Source organism: Paraburkholderia phenoliruptrix (genome assembly GCF_047325075.1).
GTDB lineage: Bacteria > Pseudomonadota > Gammaproteobacteria > Burkholderiales > Burkholderiaceae > Paraburkholderia > Paraburkholderia phenoliruptrix.
This window is the reverse complement of sequence record NZ_CP168531.1, coordinates 1,795,886-1,821,428: the sequence shown is the minus strand read 5'-3', so window position 1 is coordinate 1,821,428 and position 25,543 is coordinate 1,795,886. Positions and strand designations below refer to the sequence as shown.

Here is a 25,543-nt window from a genome sequence, read left to right as displayed (position 1 = left end):
CCTGGTTGCGCTAAGTGAGCCCGCCGCTGCTGTCGATCGCTTTTCCGGCGGTTCCTGTCGAAGGCCTGCTTTTATTAACCGCCTGCTTGAAAGACCGCTTCTCGATCTCGCCGGATCAGCCGGCCCGGCGAAATTCATCTGCTGGTTATGCGGCGCCCTACACAGGCACCGGAAAAACGCGCGTGGCCGGCAAGGCCGGCCAACACGCTCGACGCCGTCGCCGCGAGATTAGCGCGGGCGATAGCCGTACAGATCGCCGTCGCGCGTTTGCACGACAAGCGTCTCGCCGGCCAGCACCGGTGCCGCGCTAATCGCGCTGCCGTCGGTCTTCATGCGGGCGACGAGCGTGCCGTCGTCGCGCGACAGGAAGTGCACGTAGCCCTGATAGTCACCGAGCACCGCCGCGTGTCCGAGGATGAACGGCACGCCCAGCTCGCGGTTCTTCAGCTTGTCGTTCTTCCACAGCGGAGCGCCGTTGCTGACGTCGAACGCGGACACGACCGACCAGTCATCCGCCGCGACGACTGCGCGGTCGTCCTGCGCGAGGCCGCTCGCGCTCGAGAACGCTTTTTCCCACAGCGCCCGTCCGGAGTTCGCGTCAAAACAGCCAATCTGACCCTGGAAGGTCACCGCGCACGTTTCCGATCCGACCAGTGTGGGCGGCCCGGTCACGTCGTTGATGCGCTCCACTTCTGTCACGCCCTTCGGGTAAGAAACCGGCGTCTGCCAGTAGGCTTCACCGGTTTGCAGATTGATTGCCGAAAACGCGCCGCCGGGGAAACCGGCCAGCACCGCGGCGTCGCCCGCGAAGGTCATACCCGACGACACGCGCAAATTCAGCGGCACCGCGCGGTTGCGATAATTCCACTTCTGCTCGCCGGTTTGCGCGTTGAACGCGACGATCTGGCCGTCCACGGTACGCACCACCACGAGACCATTGCCGACGAGCGGCGGCGAGATGATTTCGCCCGGCGCCTTCGCCGTCCACAATTGCTTGCCGTCCGCGCCGAGCACGTAGACATCGCCCTTCAGGCCGCCCACCGCCGTCAACGTGCCGTCGCTGCCCACGCCCGCGGAGATGTCGTCGTGCAGCTTGACTCGCCAGATGTCCTTACCGGTTTGCGCGTCGATCTTCGCGACCGAGCCGTTCGCGCCGGCTGCGTACACCGCGTCGCCGACCGCGACCGGCGAGAACAGATAACGGCCTGCCTTACCGACGCTCGTCTTCCAGGCTTGCTGCACGTCAAGCACGGGCTTGAACTCGGTGAGCGGCGTCGGCACGCGGCGCTCGTCTTTCGTGGATGAGCATGCCGCGAGAGCGAGGACGGTCATCGCACAGACAACGGGCACAGCGTAACGTTTCAGCAGATTCATCGGTGGACGAAGCATTCAGGAAATAGGTTAAAGAAAGGCCGGTTGGTCGTAGCTCGCGGCGCTTAACCGCCCAGCGCGTCCAGCTTGAACTGGATCAGCTGGCGCTCGGAGCTGTCGCTCTTCGGCAGCGACTCGAGCGCGAGTTTGTAGGCCGCGCGCGCGTCGTCGCGCTTGCCCTGGGCGGCGAGCAGATCGCCGCGGCCATTGGCCACGATGCCCTTGAACGCGTCGGACTGCGGCTCGGCGAGCAGTGCGAGACCCTGGTCGTAAGCCTTTTCGTCGAGCAGCAGTGAAGCAAGGCGCAGCTTCGCGATCTGCTTGAACTCGTCGTCCTTCGCGTGATCGATGGTCCATTGCAGCTGGGCTTTGGCGCCGGCTTCGTCGCCGGCCGCGTAGAGCGCCTTCGCGACGCCGAGCGCGGTCATTTGCGCGTACGCCGTGCGGCTGAACTTGTCTTCCATGTCGGCGGCGACGCGGCTCACCTTCGCCTTGTCGCCCGATGCCACGGCCTGCTGCACCTGGTCGTACAGGACGGCGGCTTCCGCCGCCTCGCGCCGCTGCCAGAAGTTCCAGCCGTTCCATGCGGCTGCGGCGACCAGCACCACCAGCACAATCCACGTGGTTGCATTACCCCACTGCGTCCACCAAGCCTTCAGACTTTCAATCGATTCTTGTTCGTCGTGGTAACTCATTGCCCGGCGATTTCCTCATTCTTGCTACGTGTGCGTGTCATCGCGATCAGTCGTCGCCGTCTTCGGCGGTTGCAACCATCGCATTGATTAGAAATTCGGTCAAGTCTTCGGCGGGCACGTTATGTTGCTCGCTTTTACCGCCGTTAGCGCTCGTGTCGCGCAGCGGTTTGACGCCCACCGTGCCGTTGGCGATTTCGTCTTCGCCGAGCACGACTGCGAATGCGGCGCCGCTCGCGTCGGCGCGCTTCATCTGCGATTTGAAACTTGCCGACTGGCCGTCCGCACTGCAATGGAGGATCACGTCGAGGCCGGTGTCGCGCAGCCGTTCGGCGATGATGAAGGCCTGCTCGCGCGCCGCGTCGCCCTGGTGGACCACATAGACGTCGCAACCTTCGTCTTCCGGCACGAGTTGTTCTTCTTTCAGCAGCTCGAGAATCCGTTCGATGCCCATTGCCCAGCCGCACGCGGCCGTGGCTTTGCCGCCGAGCTGCTCGATCAGCGGATCGTAACGGCCGCCCGCGGCGACGGTGCCCTGCGCGCCGAGCTTGTCCGTCACCCATTCGAACACGGTCAGATTGTAATAATCGAGACCGCGCACGAGACGCGGATTGATCGTGAACGGAATGTTGTTCGCTTTGAGAATGCGCTGCAAACCTTCGAAGTGCGCGCGCGATTCCGTGCCGAGGAAGTCGATCAGCTTCGGCGCGTTCTGCGCGACCTCCTGCAGCGCCGGGTTCTTCGTGTCGAGCACACGCAGCGGGTTCGTGTACAGGCGGCGCTTCGCGTCTTCGTCGAGCACGTCCATGTGCTTTTCGAGGTACGCAATCAGTTCGACGCGATGCGCCGCGCGTTCTTCCGCGAGCCCGAGCGAATTGATTTCGAGCTTGATGCCGGTGAGACCCAGGTCGTCCCACAGCCGCTGGCACATCATGATGATTTCGGCGTCGGCGTCAGGACCGGCAAAGCCGAGCGCTTCCACGCCGACCTGATGGAACTGGCGATAGCGGCCGCGTTGCGGGCGCTCGTGACGGAACATGGGGCCGATATACCACAGGCGCTTGGGACCGTCGTACAGCATGTTGTGCTCGATCGCCGCGCGCACCACCGCCGCCGTATTTTCGGGTCGCATCGTCAGATTTTCACCGTTCAACGCGTCGGTGAAGCTGTACATCTCTTTTTCGACGATGTCGGTCACTTCGCCGATACCGCGCGTGAACAGCTGCGTATGTTCGACGATCGGCGTACGAATATTCTGGTATCCGTACGAACGCAGCATCGACTTGACGGTGGTCTCGAAAAATTCCCACAGCCCCGCGTCCTGCGGAAGGATGTCGTTCATGCCCTTCACGCCGGACAGCTTGTCGAGCTTTTTCTTCTGTTCAGTCATCTCTATTGAATTGCCGAGGTTGAGTCGAGCGCCTCGGCGCGGCCGTAGCGGCGCTCGACGTAGTCACTCACGATTTGCTGGAATTCTTGCGCGATGTTCTCGCCGCGCAGCGTCTTCACCTTCTCGCCGTCGATAAACACCGGCGCAGCCGGATTTTCACCGGAGCCCGGCAGGCTGATGCCGATGTTCGCCTGCTTCGACTCGCCCGGACCGTTGACGATGCAACCCATCACCGCGACATGCATCTTTTCGACGCCCGGGTACTGGTCGCGCCACACCGGCATTTGCAGGCGCAGATAGGTCTGAATTTGCGATGCCAGTTCCTGGAACAACGTGCTGGTGGTGCGGCCGCAGCCGGGGCACGCGATCACCATCGGCGTGAACGAGCGCAGACCCATGGTCTGCAGGATTTCCTGGCCGACGATCACCTCACCGGTACGCGGCGCGCCCGGTTCGGGCGTGAGCGAAATGCGGATCGTGTCGCCGATGCCCTGCTGCAACAGCACGGACAATGCAGCCGTGGACGCGACGATGCCTTTCGAGCCCATGCCCGCTTCGGTCAAGCCGAGATGGAGCGCGAATTCGCAGCGGCGCGCGAGCTCGCGATAGACCGCGATCAGATCCTGAACGCCGCTCACCTTGCACGACAGAATGATCTTGTTGCGCGAGAGGCCAAGCTCGACCGCGCGCTCCGCAGAGCCGATCGCCGACTGGATGAGCGCTTCGTACATCACGCTCTGCGCTTCCCACGGCGTGGAACGGGCGGCGTTTTCGTCCATCATTTTGGCGAGCAGGTCCTGGTCGAGACTGCCCCAGTTGACGCCGATTCGCACCGGCTTGTCGTACTTGACGGCTGCCTCGATCATCTGCGCGAATTGCGTGTCGCGCTTCGCGCCATGCCCGACGTTGCCCGGGTTGATGCGGTACTTCGACAACGCCTCGGCGCACGCGGGATAGTCGCGCAGCAGCAGGTGGCCGTTGTAATGGAAATCGCCGACGAGCGGCACCGACACGCCCATGCGGTCGAGCTGATCGCGCACGGCCGGCACCGCTGCAGCCGCCTCCGGCGTGTTGACCGTGATGCGCACCAGTTCCGAACCCGCTTGCGCCAGCTCCTTGATCTGGATGGCAGTGCCGATGGCGTCGGCGGTATCGGTGTTCGTCATCGACTGCACGCGCACGGGCGCGTCGCCGCCGATGGTGACGAGCTGGCCGCCCCACCGGACGTCGACCGCATGCGACTTGCGCCGCGGCGCCTCACCGCCGAACACCGGCTCGTTTGACACGATCTTGCTACTGGATTGGGATTGAGCTTCGGATTGCATCGAAAAACCCATTTACGCCGCACGCGCCACAAAAATGCAGCGCCTGAATTGAAAAAGCGCCGCGGTCCGGTTGGCCGCGGCGCACACCGTCTGTATCAAGGCAACGCGAAGCGCGCCACGTTGCCTTTTGCCGCCGAATATTTCGACGGATCGACCGGCTGGCCGTCGAGCGTGATCGACTCGAGCCCCGCCTTGTTGCCGACCGTGACCTTGAAAGGCCCCTCGCCCGTCACTTCTTTCGTATCGCCTGCATGCACGAGGCCGGAGAACACTTCCTTGCCGTCCTTGCCGCGCACGCTGAACCAGCTATCTTGTGTCACGCGCAGCGCGACGATGGCCGAACCTGCGGCCGGCGCAGCAGCCAGAGCGGAGGCTGCCGCCACTGCGGCCGGCGCACTCGCCGCGGGCGCAGCCGGCGTTGCCGTGACCGGCGCAGCGGACGCCGGCGCGGTACCGGCGGCAAGCGGCGCAGGCATGGGTGTCGCGGACGCCCCACCCGGTGCGGCCGCGTTCGTCTCCGGCGCAGATGCGGACTCCTGGCCAGCATCCTGAGCCGCCGCCTCGGAGCCGGCCGCCGCCGTGCCTTGCGCGACGGCGCCGGATGCGCCCGTTGCGCCACCCGCGCCGCCATTCGCGCTCGCTTTCAGGCGCGCGAGCCACGCCGTGGAATCGCCGCCATTCGTGTGCCACATGGCAAGCGCAATCACCGCAACGATCACCGCGGCCACGCCCCACAACCACGAGCGGCTTTTTTGCGCGCCGCCGCCGAGCGACAGCGACACGCGCCCGCGCGGCAAATCTTTACCCGACGAGGCCGGCATCGAAAGATCCGGCGCCGGCACGCCCTTCTCGCGACGCAGCGCCTGCGTGAACGGCGTGGGATCGGCGCCGAGCATCTTGGCGTAGCTGCGCACGACGCCCAATGCAAACGTGGTGTCCGGCAAATGGCTGATATCGCCCGACTCGAGCGCGCGCAGTTTGGCGGGCGCCACCTTCAGCCGAGCCGACACGTCTTCGATCGACCAGCCCTTCAATTCGCGCAGTTGCGTCAAGCGCGCGCCTACCGCCGCCAGCGAGTCCAGGCCCGGCTGCCCCACAGGCTGCACCGCCGCCCGCGCGACAGATGCCGGGCGGCCTTCGTTCGTGTCTGTGTCCTGCGGCTGCGGGTGCTGCGGCTCACTCATCCCAAATCCTTTCGCGTCGATTCTTTTTTCACTTGTGCGACCGGACCGGTCCCAACCTCATGTCCGAATCGCAGACCGTTTATAACAAAATGCGCGGCCTCTTGTGCCGCTTCCGATCGATTCTGCAAACTTTCTTTTCAATTGCCCGGGGCGCACTACGCCTTTGAGCAATCTCCGGCGCGCCGCACGGAAATGCCCGCAGCCCGCCCCTTGCTGCTACACGGCGCGAACCTCGATGATCTTCGCCGCCTTCCCGGTGCGCTCAGCGAGGCGCGTGCGGTCTTTCACCGCACCGGCCAACTGACCGCAGGCAGCGTCGATATCATCGCCGCGTGTTTTACGCACTGTGGTGACGACGCCCGCGTCCATCAACACTTGTGCAAACCGCTTGATCTGTTCCTGCTTCGAGCGCACGAGGCCCGACTCCGGGAACGGATTGAACGGAATCAGATTGAACTTGCACGGGACGTCGCGAGTGAGCGCGAGCAGTTCGCGCGCTTGCGCTTCGCTGTCGTTCACGCCGTCGAGCATGCAATATTCGAAGGTGATGAAATCGCGCGGCGCGACTTTCAGATAGCGCTGGCAAGCCGCCATCAACTCGCGCAGCGGATATTTCTTGTTCAGGGGCACGAGCATGTCGCGCAGCGGATCGCTCGGCGCATGCAGCGACACCGCCAGCGCAACCGGCAGATCGGCGCCGAGCCGGTCCATCATGGGCACGACGCCCGAGGTCGACAACGTGACGCGCCGCCGCGACAGGCCGTAGGCGTTGTCGTCGAGCATGAGGCGCATGGCGGGTACGACCGCGTCGTAGTTCAGAAGCGGCTCGCCCATGCCCATCATCACGACGTTCGTGACGACGCGCTCGCCCTTGCCCTCGCCGCCCGTGGCCCGGCCGCCGGCCGCGCCGAGCGACGCCCGCAGCGCGAACTCGGCCATCCGCAACTGGCCGATGATTTCACCGGTTGTGAGATTGCGCGAGAAACCCTGCTTGCCCGTCGAGCAGAAACGGCAGTTCACCGCGCACCCGGCCTGCGACGACACGCACAGCGTGCCGCGCGCTTCCTCCGGAATGAACACGGTTTCCACTGCGTTGCTGTTGCCGACGTCGATCAGCCACTTGCGCGTGCCGTCGGCGGAAATATGGTCGCTCACGACGCCCGGCATGGTGAGCGTGGCGCGCCCCTTGAGCTTTTCGCGCAAGGACTTCGCGAGATCGGTCATGCCGTCGAAGTCCGCAGCGTTGTACTGGTGGATCCAGCGCTGCAATTGTTTGGCGCGAAACGGCTTCTCGCCCAGGCTTTCGCAATAGGCGACAAGCCCCTGGGCGTCGAGGTCGAGAAGGTTGACGGTGGAACTGCTCGTCATATCGAATCCTGCCATTTCAGTGCGAGACTGCGCTCATGCAACAAGCTGCATGAACGCAAACCGTTCGCGCCCATCCCTGCTGCTTTTACCTTACTACGTTGCGCGGCGATTGGTGTGAATAAAGCCGATTGGCTGCCCCGACCGCCTGCGCAATCCAGCATTAGCGCGAATAAACGTTGACTTGCGGGAAAAAGAAGGCAATTTCAACCGCCGCCGTTTCAGCCGCGTCCGAACCGTGCACCGCGTTAGCGTCGATGCTGTCGGCGAAATCCGCACGAATCGTGCCCTTTTCCGCCTTCTTCGGGTCCGTTGCGCCCATCAGGTCGCGGTGCTTCAGGATGGCGTTCTCGCCTTCCAGCACTTGCACGACCACCGGGCCGGAGATCATGAATTCGACCAGGTCCTTGAAGAACGGACGTGCAGCGTGCACCGCGTAGAACTTCTCAGCGTCGGCGCGCGACAGATGGACCATGCGCGAAGCCACGATCTTCAGGCCGGCGTTTTCGAAACGGCTGTAGATCTGGCCGATCACGTTCTTGGCCACTGCGTCCGGCTTGATAATGGACAGGGTGCGTTCGATCGCCATAAAAACTCCAAAAAATTAAGAGGTTACAGATTCAAATGAATCCGCTATTGTAGCATGTTCCCGTGTATGATTGCGATTGAACCCTTACAGCACTGAAAGACTCCAAGCAGGAGTTTCTGAATACTGGTAGCGTAGGCTGTGTGAGCCCTTTCCACGCATTTTTCGAAGCGTCGGCGGCATTGAAACTCCGGGCCGCCGCACTAATCTTAGGAACGGGTAGTCCGCGAGGGCGAGGAAGTCTCCGCGGCGCATGCAGGAACGCTGGACAAACCGCTTACACCATCACGCAACACGCTTCTGACGTAAGGAGAGACCATGAACGATCATCCGTATAGCTTTGGCCGCACCGGCGCGGTCAGCACGGTCGAAACGCGTAACCGCGTGCTACGAAACACCTACTGGCTGCTCGCACTGTCCATGATCCCGACCGTGCTCGGCGCGTGGGTGGGTCTCGCCACCGGTTTCTCGCTGTTCGCCGCCACTAGTCCCGCCATGAGCATGCTCGCGTTCTTCGCGATTGCGTTCGGCTTCATGTTCGCGATTGAAAGAACCAAGAACAGCTCCGCCGGCGTGTTCGTCCTGCTCGGCTTCACGTTCTTCATGGGCCTGATGCTGTCGCGCATTCTGGGCTTCGTGCTGGGTTTCTCCAACGGCCCGTCGCTCATCATGCTCGCCTTCGGTGGCACCGGTGTGATCTTCGCCTCCATGGCGACCATCGCCACCGTCAGCAAGCGCGACTTTTCGGGCCTCGGCAAGTGGCTCTTCATGGGCGTGATCGTGCTGCTGCTGGCCTCGGTCGCGAACGTGTTCCTGCACTTGCCGGCGCTGATGCTCACGGTGTCCGTCATGGCGATCGTGATCTTCTCGGCGTACATGCTGTTCGACGTGCAGCGCGTCGTGAACGGCGGCGAGACGAACTACATCACCGCGGCACTCGCCATCTATCTCGACTTGTACAACGTGTTCGTGAACCTGCTGGCGCTGCTCGGCATTTTCGGCGGCAACCGCAACTAAGCTTCATGCAACACGGCGAGGCACGGCGCTTAACGTGCCGGCCTCGCAAAAAAGCCCATAACGAACAATCGTTATGGGCTTTTTTATTCCCGCCGCTCTAGTCGCAAAGTGCCGGCTCAGCAGCGTTCAAAGGCTCAGCCACTCAAATCCTTCAGCCTGCGAGGCAACCACGACGTCGGTCGATGCGGCACCCAGCACGCCCGCCATAGCCGCCTGCGCGAGTTCCGGCAGGTTGTTTTGCTGGCTTAGATGGGCGGCAACCAGGTGACGCAGGCGCGACCGGTCGAGCGAGGCGAGGATTTCCGCCGCGGCGTCGTTGTTCAAATGCCCGTGATTCCCGCCGATGCGCGCCTTCAGCGATTGCGGATAGCGGCTGCCGGCGAGCATGCGCACGTCGTGATTGCATTCGAGCACCAGCGCGTCGCAACCGCTCAACACGGCGCTGATATGCGGCGTGGACGTGCCGACGTCCGTCAGCACGCCAAGGCGGCTCGCGCCATTCGAGAAGACATATTGCAGCGGCTCGCGGGCGTCGTGAGGAACCGTGTAGGGCAGCACGCTCAGATCGCCGATGGCGACTGCTTCGTCACCCCACAGCACTTGCAGATCGACGTCGGCGTCATCCGCACCGACCGCGCGCGCCGTGCCCCAGCTCATGTACAGCGGAATCGACCACTTACGCGCCAGCGTGAGCGCGCTGCCGATGTGGTCGCTGTGTTCATGCGTAATCAGAATGGCGTCGAGGCCTTCAGCGCTCGAGCCGAGCCGCGCGAGGCGGCGCTCGACTTCCTTCGCCGAAAAACCGCAATCGAGCAGCACGCGTGTGGTGGTCGCGCCGCTTTGCGCCTCCACCAGCAACGCGTTGCCTTCACTGCCGCTGCCAAGACTTGCGAACCGCACAGCCCGATCAGTTCAGTTGCGCGTGCAGGAGCGTGACGATGCGCTGCGCGTCGGACGAATTGTCGATCTGCCCGTTCGCGTCGAGCACCGCCACTTGCGTCACGGTGTCGCCCTTCGGACGCACGTTGACGAGGAATTCCTGGCCCGGCTTCTTCGCCGAATTGCCGCCGTAGAACAGCTTGCCAAGGAGCCCCTCTTTCTTCAGCTCCTGCATCGAGTCGGCGTAGCGCACATAGTAAATACCCTTCTCGCGGTCGCGGTTGTCGACGGTAAAGTTCGTGCGATCGAGCGCGAGACCCACGCGCAGCCACGCGCGGTCGAACGATTCCTGCAGATCGAGCGTGGATGCGCCCGCGCTCTTGTCGAGCGTTGACGGTGCGGTGGCCGGACGCGCTTCCGTCAGCAATTGCTTGGACTGCTTGTCGGTCAGGCCGAATTTCTGCATCAGCTTGGTGAGAAACAGCGCTTCCAACGCGGGATCGCGCGGACGCTCTTCCCAGCGCGACGACGTCTTGTCCTGACCCGTCAGCACTTCTTCCATTGCGCTATGCGTGACGGAAATGTCCGTCGTGTCGGAAGGACCGCGCGACACGAGGGTGCGGAAACTGTCACGCGTGCCCGACGAATACGCGAAGTCGATCACTTTGCCCACCGTGCGGCGGAACCAGTCGTCCGGAATGTTGGCGCGGTTCTCCGCCCAGTCGGTCACCATGATGCCGGTAGCCGGCGCATCGGTTTTCAACGCAAAGCCGTTTTCCTGCCAGAACTCCTGCAGTTGCGGCCACAGTTGTTCCGGCGAGCGGCCGTCGACCACAAGCCAGCGGCGGTCGCCGTCGCGCTCGATATGCATGCCGTACGGGTCTTGCGCGTTCGGCTGGCCTTCCGTCGAATTACCGGCCGCCGTGACCGCACGCTTGGTTGCGCCGCCGAGCGCGAGATTGGCCGGCGGTGCGACGTAACGCTGATCGGTTGCCGTGGTGCTCAGATCGCCGGGAATGGCGAGCGGCGGCGCGCTGCCCGCGGCCTTGTAATTCACGCGATCGGAAGCAAACCAGTCGTTCAGGGTGTCACAGCCGGCGAGCGTCACCAGGGCAAGCGTCAGCGCCGCCATGCGGGTTGCGTGGAGGGAAAGTGCGGAACGTTTCATGAGGTCCTTCGTGATGCTGGAACGCGGTGCCTGGTTCTGTGTGCCGGGAACGTGGGCTGGATCGACGTCGGTTAAGGAAATGCCGGTGGCTGGGTGGCGCTGACGGGTACGGCCGTAGCCGCCTAGCCGAGCAGGCCCGCTTCGCGCAGCGCGCCGCGCACCACTTCGTGGTATTGCGCGTCGAGCGGCGTGAGCGGCAGGCGGATCCCGCCCTGCACACGACCCAACTGCTGCAGCGCCCATTTCGCCGGAATCGGATTCGATTCGATGAACAGGTTCTTATGCAGCGACAACAGCTTCAGATGAATCTCACGCGCGGTCTTTGCGTCCGCCGCGAGTGCCGCCTTGCACAGCTCGCTCATGGCGCGCGGCGCGACGTTCGCGGTCACCGAAATATTGCCGTGGCCGCCGAGCAGCATCAGCGCGATCGCCGTAGGATCGTCGCCGCTGTAGATGCCGAAGTGCGCGGGCGCCGACTTGATCAGATGCGCGGCGCGGTCGATGTTGCCAGTCGCTTCCTTCACACCAATGATGCCCGGCACCTGCGCGCAACGCAGAATGGTCTCGTTGCTCATGTCCGCGACCGTGCGGCCCGGCACGTTGTACAGAATCACCGGCAGATCGACCGTTTCGGCGATCTTCACAAAATGGCGATAGATGCCTTCCTGGGTCGGCTTGTTGTAATACGGCACGACCTGCAGCGTGGCGTCCGCGCCGACTTCCTTCGCCTCGCGCGTCAGTTCGATCGCTTCCGCAGTCGAATTGCCGCCCGAACCGGCGATCACCGGAATCCGGCCCGCCGTGTGCTCGACGGCGGTCTTGACCATCAGCACGTGCTCTTCGACGGACAGCGTAGCCGACTCGCCGCTCGTACCGACCACCACGAGCGCGTTCGTGCCCTCGGCGACATGCCAGTCGATCAGTTTGCGGAATGCCGGCAAGTCGAGGCTGCCGTCTTCGAGCATCGGAGTGATGATGGCAGGAATGCTGCCGCGAATCTGGACGCCGCTGGTGCCGGGCGCATTGTCCGCTTGAGTGCCTGCCGCTTGAATGCCCGCCGCTTGAGTGCCCGCCGCTTGAGTGCCCGCCGCTTGAGTGCCCGCTTGTGTGACGTTAGTCATGAAAAGCCATGAATTTGATCAGGTAAACCGCGATTGTAGCGGATTAGCCAGCCAACTCGTAACAAGGCGGGGGTGCCGCCTGCGCGGGGTTGTCTGAGCGGTCCGCCTCCAGAATGGCGCAGATGCGCTGGACGTAAGCCGGGCGTGGCTGCGCGAGAAAACCGTCCTGAAACGCGACCACCCTCAACTGGCCGCGCACCACCTCGAGCAGCTCGCCGGGCGCGAGCAGAAACGCCGGATTAGAGGGCTTGCCGACCGTTTCGTTTCCTTTCGCAAAGGTCTCGTAAACCAGTACGCCGCCGGGCGCGAGGGATTGAATCAGCCTTCCAAAAAGCGGACGGTGCAAATAGTTGGTGACGACGACGGCCGCGAATGTCGCCTCCGCGGGCAACGGCCATGGCGCGCTCTCGATGTCTGCGACTACCGGCGTGACGAGCGGCTCGTCAGCGAGCGTATTCAGCGCGGCGACGTCGCGGTCGATCGCCGTCACCGGATGACCCAGCGACGCAAAAAACCGCGCGTGGCGCCCTGCTCCCGAGGCCACGTCGAGCACCGCGCCACCCGCCGCGACGAGATGCGCCCAATGGCGCACCCAGCGCGACGGCTCGCCCAATCCATGCACGTTGACTGCGGGGCTGCTCATGACGTGGCGGCGAATGCTCAGTTGTACTTCAGTTGTACGACAGACCCATCGCCTCGCGCACGTCCCGCATGGTTTCCGTGGCGAAGCGGCGCGCCTTGTCGCAGCCGTCGGCGACGATCGCGCGCAGCAGCGACGGGTCGTCCATGTACTTCTGCGCGCGCTCGAGCATGGGCTGCTGTTCGCGCAAAATACCTTCGATCACCGGCTGCTTGCACTCCAGACAACCGATGCCGGCCGAGCGGCAACCTTTCTGAACCCACTCATGCGTGGTTTCGTCCGTGTAGACCTGGTGCAGTTGCCACACCGGGCACTTGTCCGGATCGCCCGGGTCCGTGCGGCGCACGCGTGCCGGATCGGTCGGCATGGTGCGCACCTTCTTCGTGATGGTTTCGGCGTCCTCGCGCAGACCGATCGTGTTGCCGTACGACTTCGACATTTTCTGGCCGTCCAGCCCCGGCATACGCGACGCTTCCGTCAGCATGACCTGCGGCTCGACCAGAATGATCTTGCGCGAGCCTTCCAGGTAGCCGAACAGGCGCTCGCGGTCGCTCATCGACAGGCTTTGCGACTCCTGCAACATGGCGCGCGCCTGCTCGAGCGCTTCGTCGTCGCCTTCCTGCTGGTAGGCGTTGCGCAGCTCGTGATACAGCTTGGAGCGCTTGCCGCCGAGCTTCTTCGCGGCTTCGTTCGCTTTCTCCTCGAAGCCCGGCTCGCGGCCATACAGGTAGTTGAAACGGCGCGCGATTTCACGCGTCATCTCGACGTGCGGCACCTGGTCTTCGCCGACCGGCACGAGCGACGCGCGATACAGCAGAATGTCCGCCGCCATCAGCACCGGATAGCCGAGGAAGCCGTAAGTCGACAGATCTTTCTCCTTCAGCTTCTCGATCTGCTCCTTGTAGGTCGGCACGCGCTCGAGCCAGCCGAGCGGCGTGCTCATGCCGAGCAGCAGCGACAGCTCCGCGTGCTCGGGCACGCGGCTCTGAATGAAAAGCGTGGCCTGCGCCGGATCGATGCCCGAGGCGAGCCAGTCGATCAGCACTTCCCAGACGTTTTTCTCGATGACCTCAGGCGTTTCGTAGTGAGTCGTCAGCGCATGCCAGTCGACGACGGCGAAGAAGCACGGGTATTCGGACTGCAGCCGCACCCAGTTTTTCAGCACGCCGTGATAGTGGCCGAGGTGCAGCGACCCGGTGGGCCGCATGCCGGAGAAGATACGGTCTGGGAACATGGTTATTTAGAAAAGCGAAACAAGTGGAGTCAGAATTGCGGTGATGGCGCTGTAACCGAGCGTGACGAGCGGGCTCAGCCAGTAGCGCGTCAGCGTGCCCGTCATGACGAGCGCCATCACGATGAAAAAGCCGTATGGTTCGAGGCGCGACAGCGCGATGGCCTGGCGCGGCGGCAGGAGCGCCATCAGCACACGGCCACCGTCGAGTGGCGGCAAAGGAAACAGATTGAGCACGCCCAGCACGAGGTTCACGCCGACGCCCGCGCCCGCCATGCGCGTGAAAAACGGTTCGTCGACAGCAAGGACGGCCAGCGCCACGCCGAACAGCCCCCAGATCAACGCCTGCACGAAGTTGCACGCGGGACCCGCCGCCGCGACCCACAGGCTGCCCCAACGCGGGTTGCGCAGATTGCCGAAAGCGACCGGCACCGGTTTTGCATAGCCGAACATGAACGCGCCGCTCGTGGCGAAGTACAGGAGCAAGGGAATGGCAATGGTGCCGAGCGGGTCGATGTGCCGCATCGGATTGATGGAAACGCGGCCGAGCACGTAGGCCGTGTTGTCGCCGAGCCAGCGCGCGACGTAACCATGCGCGGCCTCATGCAGCGTGATGGCGAAGATCACCGGCAACGCGTAAACCGCGATGGTTTGTATCAGGGAAGAATCCATAACTCGCTATTGTAACAATGCGATTGCGTGCATCTGTCCGCTTTCGCTCATGCCGTCTCTTCGAGACCGAATGGCGCGAGAGAACCGCGCCCTGCCCGCACCAGCACCGGCTCGTCGCCGGTCAGATCGATCACCGTGGACGGCTCGCACACGCAAGCGCCGCCGTCGATCACCAGATCCAGTTGTTTTTCGAGCCGCGCGCGGATGTCCTCCGGGTCGTTGAGCGGCGTCGTTTCGCCCGGCAGGATCAGCGTGGAGCCAAGAAGCGGCTGACCGAGTTCGCCGAGAATGGCGAGCGTGATGGCGTGGTCCGGCACACGCAGGCCGATTGTCTTGCGCGACGGGTGCGACAGGCGCCGCGGCACTTCCTTCGTTGCCTGCAGCACGAACACATAGGGCCCCGGCGTCACCGATTTGATGAGCCGGTACTGGCGATTGTCCACCATCGCGAAGTTAGCGAGCTCCGACAGATCGCGCACGAGGAGCGACAGCAGCTGCTTCTCGTCGAGCCCACGAATCCGGCGCAGGCGCTCCACGGCGTTCTTGTCGTCGAGATGACAGGCGAGCGCGTAGCTCGAGTCCGTCGGCAGCGCGACCACGCCGCCGTCGTTGATGATCTGCACGGCCTGCTTGACGAGGCGCGGCTGCGGGTTATCTGGATGAAGCCGGAAGTATTGGGACATGGCGGCTAACGATGACGACGAGAAACAACGTTTGATGGCGCGGTCCGACGCAAAACGACCGCGGACCGTGAGCGTCAGGCGCGGGCACGCCGAAGCGCCGGCTCGCGCGCACGACGTGCCGAAGCGGCACGGCGGGCGTTCACAGCCAGCGTTCCCAGACAGGCTTGAGATCGGAAGGAAGCGGCGGCAGCGTACCGAGCTCGACGCGGCCCTCGCCCGGCGCGTGAAAATCGGAGCCGCGCGACGCCTCGAAACCGAAGCGGCGCGCAACGTCGGCATATTCGCGGTATTGATCGGGCGTATGGCTGCCCGTGACGACTTCGATCGCCTTGCCGCCCAGATCGATGAATTCGCCGAAAAACGCGTCGAATTCGGTCGGCGAGTACGCATAGCGGCCCGGATGCGCGATGATCGCCTCGCCGCCCGCTGCCTTGATCCAGCCGACCGCGTCCGCCAGCTTCGACCAGCGGTGCGCCACATAGCCGGGCTTGCCGTCGCCGAGATAGCGGTTGAACACATCTTGCGTGGAACTGGCATAACCGCTTTCGACCAGAAAGCGCGCGAAATGCGTGCGCGAAATCATGTCCGGGTTCGAGACGTACTTGAGCGCGCCTTCATAGGCGCCGGGAATGCCGAGCGTGGCCAGCTGCTCGCCGATTGCCTCCGCGCGCGCCGCGCGCCCGTTACGCGTGCGGGCAAGCCCGTCGATCAGCACCGAACTCGTGGGGTCGATACCGAGCCCGACGATGTGCACCGTCCGCGCCGCCCACGTCACCGAAATTTCCACGCCGCTCAGATAGCGCATGCCGAGCCCCTCGGCGGCCTGACGCGCTTCATGCTGGCCGCCGAGTTCGTCGTGGTCGGTGAGCGCCCACAATGTCACGCCTCCCGCGTGCGCACGGCGCGCGACGTCGGCGGGCGCGAACTGGCCGTCGGAAACGGTGGAGTGGCAGTGAAGGTCGGCGTTCATCATCGTGTGGAGAAAGTTCTGCAGCCATTTTACTGCAACGCAGTAAGTGAACGCAGAGCAATTCTCACGCCGGAAAGCTTGCGCCTAGCGGGTGATCCGGCCCCTGGCGCCCTCGCCCTCGCCCTCGCCCTCGCCCTCGCCCTCGCCCTCGCCCTCGCCCTCGCCCTCGCCCTCGCCCTCGCCCTCGCCCTCGCCCTTGCTAAGCGCAGAATCCCTCGATCAGCGCGGCGACCTGTTCGGGCTGGTCGTGGTGCACCATGTGCCCCGCTTCGTCGATGATCTTCTCGCGCCAGTCGGCAAACGCCTGAAAGCGCGCCTTGAATTCGTCGAGCGAAATATCGCCCGCCAGCGCGGCGAGCGTGGGCGAATGGGCGGCTTCCACATGCAGCACTTTCGCGCTCACCTTGCGCCAGACGGCCATCACTTCGTCCAGACGGTACAGCGTCGGCCCGCGCAGTTTATGCGCGGGGTCGGCGAGCAGCATGAAGCCGCCGGCGCCGTCCGGCTTCGACCAGTGCTTCGCCAGGAATTGCGCGCGGGCGGGCGCAAGCCGCGGATTGGTTTTGGTGAGCCGCGCGGCGACGTCTTCGAGGGACGCATAGCGCTTCAGTTGCGGCGGATCGCGCAGCTCGTCGAGCCAGTTTTGCAGCCGTTTGGGCGCCTGTCCGGCGTGCGCGGGCGCCAGCCCGAAACCTTCCAGATCGACCACGCGCCGCACGCGCTGTGCACGCGCGCCCGCATAGAGGCAAACGACGTTCGCGCCGAGACTATGTCCGACCAGGTTGACCTGGCCGGTCGGCGCGTAATGATCGAGCAGCGCGTCGAGATCGGCGAGGTAATCGTGGAACCAGTAATGGCCCCCGCCGTTTTGCGCGACCGGCCAGTCCGACAGACCGAAGCCGCGCATGTCGGGCGCGATGACCTGCCAGTCGCCGCCGAGCGCATCGACGACGAACTGGAACGACGCCGCCACGTCCATCCAGCCGTGCAGCATGAAGAGCAGCGGCGCATCGGGATTGCCCCAGCGCCGCACATGCAGACGGATGCCTCGCACGGGGATGAACTCGGAGCGGGAAATATTCATGGTCGGATGCACGCCAAAAAAGAATGGTCGTTCGATTATAACGACATAGGCGGACGGCAGTGGCGACAGGCGGCAACCCCGTCGCAGGTGAGTCAGTCGCGAGGCAACCGGCCGGTCGGCTCAGTGCCCAGGCCGACGCCTGCGAGCGCCGCCAGTTCGGCTAGCTCGGCCTCGTCGAAACCTGCGTCGCGGCGCGCCTCGAAATTGAACGGCCCGCGCAGTTTCGGCGCGTGATACTGGCCGGCGAGGCGCGTGTAGGTCGCATGCGGATCCAACCCGCCTTCCTCGCACAGATGACGAAACCAGCGGTTGCCGATCAGCACGTGGCGGATTTCGTCGCGCAGGATCACGTCGAGAATCGCGGCGGACTGACGGTCTCCCGCCTGCTGCAGACGCGCGCGAATAGGCGGTGACGCATCGAGGCCGCGCGCCTCCAGCGTGCGCGGCACGAGCGCCATGCGCGCGAGCACGTCGCCACGCGTGCGCTCGCACATGTCCCACAGGCCGTCGTGGGCGGGAAAGTCGCCATACGCATGGCCGTAATCCGCGAGGCGCGCGCTCAGCAGCGAGAAGTGATATGCCTCTTCGGCGGCGACCTTCAGCCAGTCGGTGTAGAAGTCGGCGGGCAGGCCGGCGAAGCGCCACACGGCGTCGAGCGCCAGATTGATCGCGTTGAATTCAATATGCGCCAGCGCGTGCAGCAGCACCGCGCGTCCTTGCGGCGACTGCATGCTGCGCCGCCCCAGCTGGCGCGGTTCGACGAGCTCGGGGCGCACGGGCCGCCCAGGCAGTCCTGGTGGCTCCGGCGGTTCGTCGAGCGTGACGTCGGCGAGACACGTCGCGCTGCCGTCGAGCACCGCCGCGTATAACGCTCGCGCGGCGGCTGCCTTCGTCACTGGATCGGTCTCGCGCAGCGCAGCGCGGCGAGCGCCGCCGTGCGTGCGCAACACGGCGCGCCGCTCGCGTCCGGCGCGGGCCCGATGGACGAAGCGGACGGCCCGGAGCGCGTGGACGTGGCTGGGAAAGCGGGCGAAACGGCGGACATCATGGAAAGGTGATCGGGCAAGGCAGTGAAACCGACGGGTGTTGAATGGCGCGGACTGCGGACGGCGGGCGCCGAGGCGAGAGGCGTGCGCGCCGAAGCGTCAAGCACTGACGCCGAAGCGGCCACCTCGAACCCCGCTCGCGCGTGACGCAAAGCGGCGCGACGACACAACCGTTTACAATACCCGATTCGACGCTCGCCAGCGCCCGGCGCCACCAGGGGCCGCCCAAGGGCCGGGCGAAAAACAGGAAGAACCGTCAAACCAGACACGCCGCGAGCCGTCCGCGCCCGGCAACCGATCCACGAGGAGACAACGTGACCATTTACAAGCTTGGCGACGCCGCACCGACCATCCACGAAAGCGTGTTCGTCGCGGATTCCGCGACCATCATCGGCAACGTAACGCTGGAGGAAAATTCGAGCGTCTGGTTCGGCGCGACGCTGCGCGGCGACAACGAGCCGATCACGCTCGGCGCGGGCAGCAACGTCCAGGAAAACGCGGTCTTGCACACCGATCCCGGCTTTCCGCTGACGATCGAGGCAAACGTCACGGTCGGGCATCAGGTCATGCTGCACGGCTGCACGATCAAGGAAGGCGCGCTGATCGGAATTCAGGCGGTGGTCTTGAATGGCGCGGTAATCGGCCGCAACTGTCTGGTCGGAGCGGGCGCCATCGTGACCGAAGGCAAGGTGTTTCCCGATAATTCGCTGATTCTCGGTGCGCCCGCGAAAGTGGTGCGCGAACTGACCGAGGCGGACATCGCCAACATGCAGCGCGGCACGGCAAGTTACGCCGAGCGCCGCGAGTATTTCAAGGCGCAGCTCGTGCGCATCGGCTAAACAGCCGGGCGCGCGGCGCGCACGGTGCGTGCACGGCCTTCGCCGGGCCGCGCCATTCGATAGAGGAAAAGTTGTGAGCGACCAGTTGCAAAAATTCATGTTCAGCGCGGCGCCGGTGCGCGGCGAAATCGTTTCGCTGCGCAATACGTGGCAGGAAGTGCTGACGCGCCGCGAGTATCCGGCGCCCGTGCGGACGATTCTCGGCGAGATGATGGCGGCCTGCGCGCTGCTGTCGGCGAATCTGAAGTTCGACGGCACGCTGATCATGCAGATTTTCGGCGACGGCCCCGCCAAGATGCTGGTGGTTCAATGCAGCTCCGACCTGTCGATGCGCGCGACCGCCAAGCTTTCCGGCGACGAAGGCAGCACGATCGGCGAGAGCACCTCGATGGTGGAACTGCTCAACGCAAGCGGCCACGGCCGCTGCGTGATCACGCTCGATCCGCGCGACAAGAAACCCGGTCAGCAGCCGTATCAGAGTATCGTGCCGCTCTCGGGCGAAAATGGGCCGCTCAACTCGATGGCGGAAGTGCTCGAGCACTACATGCATCACTCCGAGCAGCTCGATACGCGCCTGTGGCTCGCGGCGAATTCGGAACGCGCGGTCGGCATGCTGCTGCAAAAGCTTCCCGGCGACGGCGGCATCGTCCCGCATCCCGGCGAACTGGACGCCGATACGTGGGAGCGCGTCTGCACGCTCGGCGGCACGCTGTCGCAGGACGAACTGCTGAAGGAAGAACCGGAAACCGTGTTCCGCCGCCTCTTCTGGCAGGAAAACGTGCAGCACTTCGAGCCGGCCAGCGCGCGCTTCGAATGCACCTGCTCGCGCGAGAAGGTCGGCTCGATGCTGAAGATGCTGGGTCGCGAGGAAGTGGACGGCGTGATCGAAGAGCGCGGCCACGTCGAAATTCATTGCGAGTTCTGCAACCAGCGGTACGAGTTCGACCCGGTCGACGTGGCGCAACTTTTTCTCGCCAATGCACTCTCACAAGGAGTCACGCCGGCCGCCGAGCAACGGCACTGATACCGCTGGCGGGCTGACGCTTTGCGCGTTCACCGGGTGCTGGATGAGGCGCCCGGCGTTCGTCCGGGTATCGACCGATCGAGATTCAACATGAGCATGCCCACTTCGTTGCCGCGTCCCGCCCGCGCTTTTGCCGTGTTGACGGCACTCGCGGGCCTTACTGCGTTGAGCGGTTGCATGATGGACCCGCCGGGTCCGTCGCCGATATACAGCCGGCTGCCCGCCGACCAGTCGGGCATGGCCAGCACCGCTCAGCCGCTGACGCCTGCCGAGCGCCAGCGGTACGACGCCATCGATCGCCAGGTCATGGCGGAGCAGAACCAGGCGATTGCCGCGGAAAGCGCCGCACAGGCGTGGTCCCGCTATTACAGCCCGCCTGTGCCCGTCACCGTGTACGGCAGCTACTACGGCGGTGGCTGGGGGCATGGCTGGGGCACCGGCGTCGGCTTCGGCTACGGGCCGTACTGGGGCTGGTAGTGGGCTGAGCGGCGCGATGCGGGTTGGCGGGATATCGGCGAGGGCCGGGTTTGGCCGGACTTTCGCCGTGTCGTACCTGCTAATGGTACCTGCTAATGGGTACCTGCCAATGCAAAAAGGCGCGGTTTGTGAACCGCGCCTTTTTTACGCCCGGTGAGCCGTCTCGCCCGGCCATTGCCGTCGAAGCATTTGGCGGCAACCTCAGTGCGCCGGCTTCTTCTCTTTTGCCGCCTTACCGCCGTGCTTGCGCTCCGGTTTCGCGCGCGATTCCGGATTCGGCACCACATGCAGCGGCGCGGCCGACATCTCGCCGCGAGTCGACGTCGTGGTGGAAGGTGCATTGGCCGTCGGCAAAGGTGCATTCGGCGACACGAACTGGACGAACACCTCGCCGTCTTTCACCATGCCCATCTCGTACCGGGCGCGCTCTTCGACGGCAGCCGTGCCGTTCTGCAGATCTTGCACCTCGCCCTGAATGCGCTCGTTGCGCAGCTTGGCGTCGGCGTTCTTTTGCATCTGCTGCGCGAGTTGCTGCTGCAGTTCGTGAACGCGCAACCATCCGCCATGGCCCCACCACAGCGGATACTGGATCAACGCCAGCAGAACGATCAATACAGCAGTGACGAGCCGCATGAAGTAAGCACAATAAATACGCGCCGCCCTGCGCTTTACGCAGGGCGGCGAGGTCAATCAGACACGAGGAAAAGCCGGCTCATCGGTCAGTGCAGAAACAGTCTGGTCCTGACCATTCATTAGCGCAGATTGTAGAACGCCGACTTGCCCGGATAGCTGGCGATATCGCCGAGGTCTTCTTCGATACGCAGCAGCTGGTTGTACTTCGAGATACGGTCCGAACGCGACAGCGAGCCCGTCTTGATCTGGCCGGCGTTCAGGCCGACGGCGATATCGGCAATCGTCGAATCTTCCGTTTCGCCCGAGCGGTGCGAGATCACCGCCGTGTAGCCCGCGCGCTTCGCCATTTCGATGGCGGCGAAAGTTTCGGTCAGCGTACCGATCTGGTTGATCTTGATGAGGATCGAGTTCGCGATGCCCTTCTCGATACCTTCCTTCAGAATGCGCGTGTTGGTGACGAAGAGATCGTCGCCCACCAGCTGGATTTTCTTGCCGAGCTTCTCGGTGAGCAGCTTCCAGCCTTCCCAGTCGCCTTCGTGCATGCCGTCTTCGATCGACACGATCGGGAACTTGTCGGCGAGCGTGGCCAGGTAGTCGGTAAATTCCGCCGACGACAGTTGCAGGCCCTCGCCCGCCAACTGGTACTTGCCGTCGTGGTAGAACTCGCTCGCTGCGCAGTCGAGCGCGAGCAGCACGTCTTCGCCCGCGCGGTAGCCTGCTTTCTCGATGGCTTGCAGGATGGTGGACAGGCATTCGTCGTTGCTGCCGAAGTTCGGTGCGAAACCGCCTTCGTCGCCGACCGCCGTGCTCATGCCGCGATCCGACAGGATCTTCTTCAGCGCGTGGAAAACTTCTGCGCCGCAGCGCAGTGCTTCGCGGAAGGTCGGCTGGCTGACCGGGACGATCATGAATTCCTGGATGTCCAGGCTGTTGTTCGCGTGTGCGCCGCCGTTGACGATGTTCATCATCGGGACCGGCAGTTGCATCGCGCCCGAACCGCCGAAGTAACGGTAGAGCGGCAAGCCGGCTTCTTCTGCGGCGGCCTTCGCGACGGCCATCGACACAGCCAGCATCGCGTTCGCGCCGAGGCGCGACTTGTTGTCCGTGCCGTCGAGTTCCAGCAGCGTCTTGTCGAGGAACGCCTGCTCGGAAGCGTCGAGGCCCATGATCGCTTCGGAGATTTCGGTGTTGATGTGCTCGACAGCCTTCAGCACGCCCTTGCCGCTGTAGCGGCCGGTTTCGCCGTCGCGCAGTTCGATTGCTTCGCGCGAGCCGGTGGACGCGCCCGACGGCACCGCGGCGCGGCCCATCGTGCCGGACTCGAGCAGCACGTCGCATTCGACGGTGGGGTTGCCTCGCGAATCGAGAATCTCTCGACCGATGATATCTACGATAGCACTCATGGTTTCCTCAAGAAATGACGATGAATTCTTTGCTGTGACACCGCACCTGGCGCCTCGCGTGGCGTCGGCCGGCCACACCGACAGACCACTTGCGCGCCGATACGTTCGACGACCATTGTGTGCATTTGCCGCGCGCCCGCTGCCGTGACCGGCTCATGCTGCGAGCGCGCGGCGCATGCCTGATTCAGTTGAAATCGCTTTCGAGGAACGGCGCGCGCTTCACGGCCTGATCGAGCGTGACGAGCGTTTCGAGCAGATCGGCCATGCGATGCAGCGGCACGGCGTTCGGACCGTCCGACTTCGCTTCTGCCGGATTCGGATGTGTTTCCATGAAGAGCCCTGCCACGCCGACCGCAACGGCCGCCCGCGCGAGCACCGGCACGAACTCGCGCTGACCGCCCGAACTCGTGCCCTGCCCGCCTGGCAACTGCACCGAATGCGTCGCGTCGAACACGACGGGCGCGTTCGTTTCGCGCATGATCGCGAGCGAGCGCATGTCCGACACCAGGTTGTTATAACCGAACGACACGCCGCGCTCGCACGCCATGAAACGGTCTTCGGACAGGCCTGCTTCGCGTGCCGCGTCGCGCGCCTTGTCGATCACGTTCTTCATGTCGTGCGGCGCGAGAAACTGGCCCTTCTTGATGTTGACCGGCTTGCCCGAGCGCGCGCACGCGTGGATGAAGTCCGTTTGACGGCACAGAAAGGCCGGCGTTTGCAGCACGTCGACCACCGAGGCGACCTGTTCGATCTCGTGCTCCGCGTGAACGTCCGTCAGCACCGGCAGGCCGAGCTGACGCTTCACTTCCGACAGAATGCGCAAACCTTCGTCCATGCCGAGACCGCGAAACGACTTGCCGCTGCTGCGATTGGCCTTGTCATACGACGATTTGTAGATGAACGGAATGTTCAGCTTCGCGCAGATTTCCTTCAGGCGGCCCGCGGTGTCGATCGTCATTTGCTCCGATTCGACGACACAGGTGCCCGCGATCAGGAAAAACGGCTTGTCGAGCCCGATTTCGAAATCGCCCAGCTTCATGCTTTCTCCCCGACTTCATTCGCGACCCGCGACTGCTGATGCGCAAGCGCTGCCTCGACGAACGACTTGAACAGCGGATGGCCGTCGCGCGGCGTGGACGTGAATTCCGGGTGGAACTGCACGCCGACGAACCACGGGTGCATGCTGCGCGGCAGTTCCATCATTTCCGGCAGATCTTCACTCGGGGTACGGGCGCTGATGATAAGACCGCCGGCCTCGAGCTGGGGCACGAAGCGGTTATTGACTTCATAACGGTGACGGTGACGCTCGTTCACGTCCTTGCCGTAGATTTCCTCGGCCATCGTGCCGGGCTTGATCGGGCAGCGTTGCGAACCGAGGCGCATCGTGCCGCCGAGATCCGACTCTTCCGTGCGCTTTTCGACGCGGCCTTCGCGGTCATACCATTCGGTGATGAGCGCGACCACGCGGTTCGGGGTTTCCTGATCGAACTCGGTACTGTTCGCGTCTTTCAGGCCCACGACGTCGCGCGCGAATTCGATCACTGCGAGCTGCATGCCGAGGCAGATGCCGAGATACGGCACCTTCGCTTCGCGCGCATAGCGGATGGCGGCGATCTTGCCTTCCGTGCCGCGACGGCCGAAACCGCCAGGCACGAGCACGGCGTCCAGATGCTTGAGACTTTCGACGCCTTGCGTCTCGATCTCTTCGGAATCGATATATTCGATGTTCACGCGTGTCGCCGTGTGCATGGACGCGTGGCGCAACGCTTCGATCAGCGACTTGTACGACTCCGTCAGATCGACGTACTTGCCGACCATGCCGATCGTGACTTCGTGTTCCGGGTTTTGCAGCTTTTCGACAAGTTCCGACCACATGGACAGGTCGGCCGCTTTCGGCGTGAGCTTGAGCTCTTCGCAGATGATCGCGTCGAGACCCTGATCATGCAGCATCTGCGGAATCTTGTAGATGCTGTCCGCGTCCCACACCGAAATGACGGCGTCTTCGGGCACGTTCGAGAACATGGAGATTTTCGCGCGCTCGTCGTCGGGAATGCGGCGGTCGGCGCGGCACAACAGCACGTGCGGCGAAATACCGATTTCGCGCAGCTTCTGTACGCTGTGCTGCGTGGGCTTGGTCTTCAGCTCGCCGGCGGTGGCGACCCAGGGCACGAGCGTGAGATGCACGAAGCACGCGCTGTTGCGGCCCATGCGGAGGCTCATTTGACGCGCAGCCTCGAGGAACGGCAGCGATTCGATGTCGCCCACCGTGCCGCCCACCTCGACGATCGCGACGTCCGGCTCGCCGCAGGTGGCCGACGCCGCGCCACGCTCGATGAACGCCTGGATTTCATTCGTGATGTGCGGAATGACCTGGACCGTCTTGCCGAGATAATCGCCGCGGCGTTCCTTGCGGATCACCGATTCGTAAATCTGGCCCGTGGTGAAATTGTTGGCCTTGCGCATCTTCGTGCTGATGAAGCGCTCATAGTGGCCGAGGTCGAGGTCGGTCTCCGCTCCGTCTTCCGTTACGAACACTTCGCCGTGCTGGAACGGGCTCATCGTGCCGGGGTCGACGTTGATGTAGGGATCGAGCTTGAGGAGGGTGACTTTCAGACCGCGCGATTCGAGAATCGCGGCGAGGGAAGCGGCGGCAATACCCTTGCCGAGGGAAGATACTACGCCGCCGGTGACGAAAACATATTTGGTCATCGCTGGATGCTCGCGGGAAAAACGGATTATACCG

The 25,543-nt window shown here is 64.0% G+C and carries 25 protein-coding genes and 1 pseudogene; 5 read left to right on the top strand and 21 right to left on the bottom strand.

The window, feature by feature from the left end:
- Positions 1-228 precede the first annotated feature (228 nt).
- From bamB to ndk, 7 genes are all read right to left on the bottom strand, one after another.
- Entirely contained in the window at positions 229-1,374 is a 1,146-nt protein-coding gene (gene bamB, locus ACEN8U_RS20345; protein ID WP_015003157.1) for an outer membrane protein assembly factor BamB, read from the bottom strand.
- A 62-nt stretch (positions 1,375-1,436) separates the two neighbouring features.
- A complete protein-coding gene (locus ACEN8U_RS20340) occupies positions 1,437-2,066 on the bottom strand; it encodes a YfgM family protein (RefSeq protein WP_015003158.1) in 630 nt (209 codons plus the stop codon).
- Positions 2,067-2,112: 46 nt separating this feature from the next.
- A complete protein-coding gene (hisS, locus tag ACEN8U_RS20335; RefSeq protein WP_015003159.1) occupies positions 2,113-3,453 on the bottom strand; it encodes a histidine--tRNA ligase in 1,341 nt (446 codons plus the stop codon).
- A 2-nt stretch (positions 3,454-3,455) separates the two neighbouring features.
- A complete protein-coding gene (gene ispG / locus ACEN8U_RS20330) occupies positions 3,456-4,790 on the bottom strand; it encodes a flavodoxin-dependent (E)-4-hydroxy-3-methylbut-2-enyl-diphosphate synthase (RefSeq protein WP_015003160.1) in 1,335 nt (444 codons plus the stop codon).
- Between the two features lie 83 nt (positions 4,791-4,873).
- Positions 4,874-5,962 (bottom strand): helix-turn-helix domain-containing protein, encoded by a 1,089-nt coding sequence (locus tag ACEN8U_RS20325; protein ID WP_041745546.1) that lies wholly within the window; start codon positions 5,960-5,962, stop codon positions 4,874-4,876.
- 216 nt (positions 5,963-6,178) lie between these two features.
- Positions 6,179-7,330, bottom strand: a complete 1,152-nt coding sequence (gene rlmN / locus ACEN8U_RS20320) for a 23S rRNA (adenine(2503)-C(2))-methyltransferase RlmN (protein ID WP_041745548.1) — start codon at positions 7,328-7,330, stop codon at positions 6,179-6,181.
- A 160-nt stretch (positions 7,331-7,490) separates the two neighbouring features.
- Positions 7,491-7,916 carry a nucleoside-diphosphate kinase gene (gene ndk, locus ACEN8U_RS20315; protein WP_013338797.1) on the bottom strand — a complete coding sequence of 142 codons (426 nt, stop codon included), beginning with the start codon at positions 7,914-7,916 and terminating at the stop codon, positions 7,491-7,493.
- Between the two features lie 315 nt (positions 7,917-8,231).
- Between ndk and ACEN8U_RS20310 the strand changes: the two genes are divergently transcribed.
- Positions 8,232-8,930, top strand: coding sequence for a Bax inhibitor-1/YccA family protein (locus tag ACEN8U_RS20310; protein ID WP_013588890.1), 699 nt, complete (start codon positions 8,232-8,234; stop codon positions 8,928-8,930).
- 126 nt (positions 8,931-9,056) lie between these two features.
- Here the strand turns inward: ACEN8U_RS20310 and ACEN8U_RS20305 are convergent, their stop codons facing one another.
- From ACEN8U_RS20305 to ACEN8U_RS20260, 10 genes and pseudogenes are all read right to left on the bottom strand, one after another.
- On the bottom strand, positions 9,057-9,830 hold the full coding sequence (locus tag ACEN8U_RS20305) for an MBL fold metallo-hydrolase (RefSeq protein WP_013588891.1): 774 nt from the start codon (positions 9,828-9,830) through the stop codon (positions 9,057-9,059).
- Between the two features lie 7 nt (positions 9,831-9,837).
- Positions 9,838-10,977 (bottom strand): outer membrane protein assembly factor BamC, encoded by a 1,140-nt coding sequence (gene bamC, locus ACEN8U_RS20300; RefSeq protein WP_013588892.1) that lies wholly within the window; start codon positions 10,975-10,977, stop codon positions 9,838-9,840.
- A 122-nt stretch (positions 10,978-11,099) separates the two neighbouring features.
- Positions 11,100-11,942, bottom strand: coding sequence for a 4-hydroxy-tetrahydrodipicolinate synthase (gene dapA, locus ACEN8U_RS20295; protein ID WP_368578641.1), 843 nt, complete (start codon positions 11,940-11,942; stop codon positions 11,100-11,102).
- A gap of 199 nt (positions 11,943-12,141) precedes the next feature.
- Complete coding sequence (locus tag ACEN8U_RS20290) at positions 12,142-12,741, bottom strand: class I SAM-dependent methyltransferase (RefSeq protein WP_015003165.1); 600 nt, start codon at positions 12,739-12,741, stop codon at positions 12,142-12,144.
- A 28-nt stretch (positions 12,742-12,769) separates the two neighbouring features.
- The gene (locus ACEN8U_RS20285) at positions 12,770-13,972 is read right to left on the bottom strand and encodes a tryptophan--tRNA ligase (RefSeq protein WP_013588895.1); all 1,203 of its coding nucleotides are present in this window, start codon (positions 13,970-13,972) and stop codon (positions 12,770-12,772) included.
- A 6-nt stretch (positions 13,973-13,978) separates the two neighbouring features.
- Positions 13,979-14,641 carry a site-2 protease family protein gene (locus tag ACEN8U_RS20280; protein ID WP_013588896.1) on the bottom strand — a complete coding sequence of 221 codons (663 nt, stop codon included), beginning with the start codon at positions 14,639-14,641 and terminating at the stop codon, positions 13,979-13,981.
- A 47-nt stretch (positions 14,642-14,688) separates the two neighbouring features.
- On the bottom strand, positions 14,689-15,324 hold the full coding sequence (locus ACEN8U_RS20275) for an L-threonylcarbamoyladenylate synthase (RefSeq protein WP_015003166.1): 636 nt from the start codon (positions 15,322-15,324) through the stop codon (positions 14,689-14,691).
- A gap of 139 nt (positions 15,325-15,463) precedes the next feature.
- Positions 15,464-16,294 carry a 3',5'-nucleoside bisphosphate phosphatase gene (locus ACEN8U_RS20270; RefSeq protein WP_041746300.1) on the bottom strand — a complete coding sequence of 277 codons (831 nt, stop codon included), beginning with the start codon at positions 16,292-16,294 and terminating at the stop codon, positions 15,464-15,466.
- A 199-nt stretch (positions 16,295-16,493) separates the two neighbouring features.
- Positions 16,494-17,378, bottom strand: a complete 885-nt coding sequence (locus ACEN8U_RS20265) for an alpha/beta fold hydrolase (protein ID WP_041745550.1) — start codon at positions 17,376-17,378, stop codon at positions 16,494-16,496.
- A gap of 92 nt (positions 17,379-17,470) precedes the next feature.
- Positions 17,471-18,360: pseudogene (locus ACEN8U_RS20260) on the bottom strand (ferritin-like domain-containing protein).
- On the opposite strand from ACEN8U_RS20260, the gene ACEN8U_RS20255 reads away from it, so the two are divergent.
- From ACEN8U_RS20255 to ACEN8U_RS20240, 4 genes are all read left to right on the top strand, one after another.
- Entirely contained in the window at positions 18,314-18,436 is a 123-nt protein-coding gene (locus tag ACEN8U_RS20255; protein WP_310107331.1) for a hypothetical protein, read from the top strand. The pseudogene ACEN8U_RS20260 and the gene ACEN8U_RS20255 sit on opposite strands and share 47 nt — an antisense overlap.
- 302 nt (positions 18,437-18,738) lie before the next feature.
- Positions 18,739-19,263, top strand: a complete 525-nt coding sequence (locus tag ACEN8U_RS20250) for a gamma carbonic anhydrase family protein (RefSeq protein WP_015003170.1) — start codon at positions 18,739-18,741, stop codon at positions 19,261-19,263.
- Positions 19,264-19,336: 73 nt separating this feature from the next.
- Positions 19,337-20,287, top strand: a complete 951-nt coding sequence (gene hslO / locus ACEN8U_RS20245) for an Hsp33 family molecular chaperone HslO (protein WP_013588902.1) — start codon at positions 19,337-19,339, stop codon at positions 20,285-20,287.
- Between the two features lie 90 nt (positions 20,288-20,377).
- Positions 20,378-20,764, top strand: a complete 387-nt coding sequence (locus tag ACEN8U_RS20240) for a hypothetical protein (RefSeq protein ID WP_013588903.1) — start codon at positions 20,378-20,380, stop codon at positions 20,762-20,764.
- A gap of 201 nt (positions 20,765-20,965) precedes the next feature.
- Here ACEN8U_RS20240 and ftsB read toward each other — a convergent pair whose 3' ends face one another.
- The 4 genes from ftsB to ACEN8U_RS20220 all read right to left on the bottom strand — a co-directional run bounded on the left by ftsB (position 20,966) and on the right by ACEN8U_RS20220 (position 25,509).
- A complete protein-coding gene (gene ftsB, locus ACEN8U_RS20235) occupies positions 20,966-21,397 on the bottom strand; it encodes a cell division protein FtsB (protein WP_015003172.1) in 432 nt (143 codons plus the stop codon).
- 119 nt (positions 21,398-21,516) lie between these two features.
- Positions 21,517-22,800: a phosphopyruvate hydratase gene (gene eno / locus ACEN8U_RS20230; RefSeq protein WP_013588905.1), complete on the bottom strand. Its 1,284-nt coding sequence runs from the start codon at positions 22,798-22,800 to the stop codon at positions 21,517-21,519.
- A gap of 184 nt (positions 22,801-22,984) precedes the next feature.
- Positions 22,985-23,839: a 3-deoxy-8-phosphooctulonate synthase gene (gene kdsA / locus ACEN8U_RS20225; RefSeq protein WP_013588906.1), complete on the bottom strand. Its 855-nt coding sequence runs from the start codon at positions 23,837-23,839 to the stop codon at positions 22,985-22,987.
- A complete protein-coding gene (locus ACEN8U_RS20220; protein WP_013588907.1) occupies positions 23,836-25,509 on the bottom strand; it encodes a CTP synthase in 1,674 nt (557 codons plus the stop codon). The genes kdsA and ACEN8U_RS20220 overlap by 4 nt, the downstream gene beginning before the upstream one ends.
- Positions 25,510-25,543: the final 34 nt, after the last annotated feature.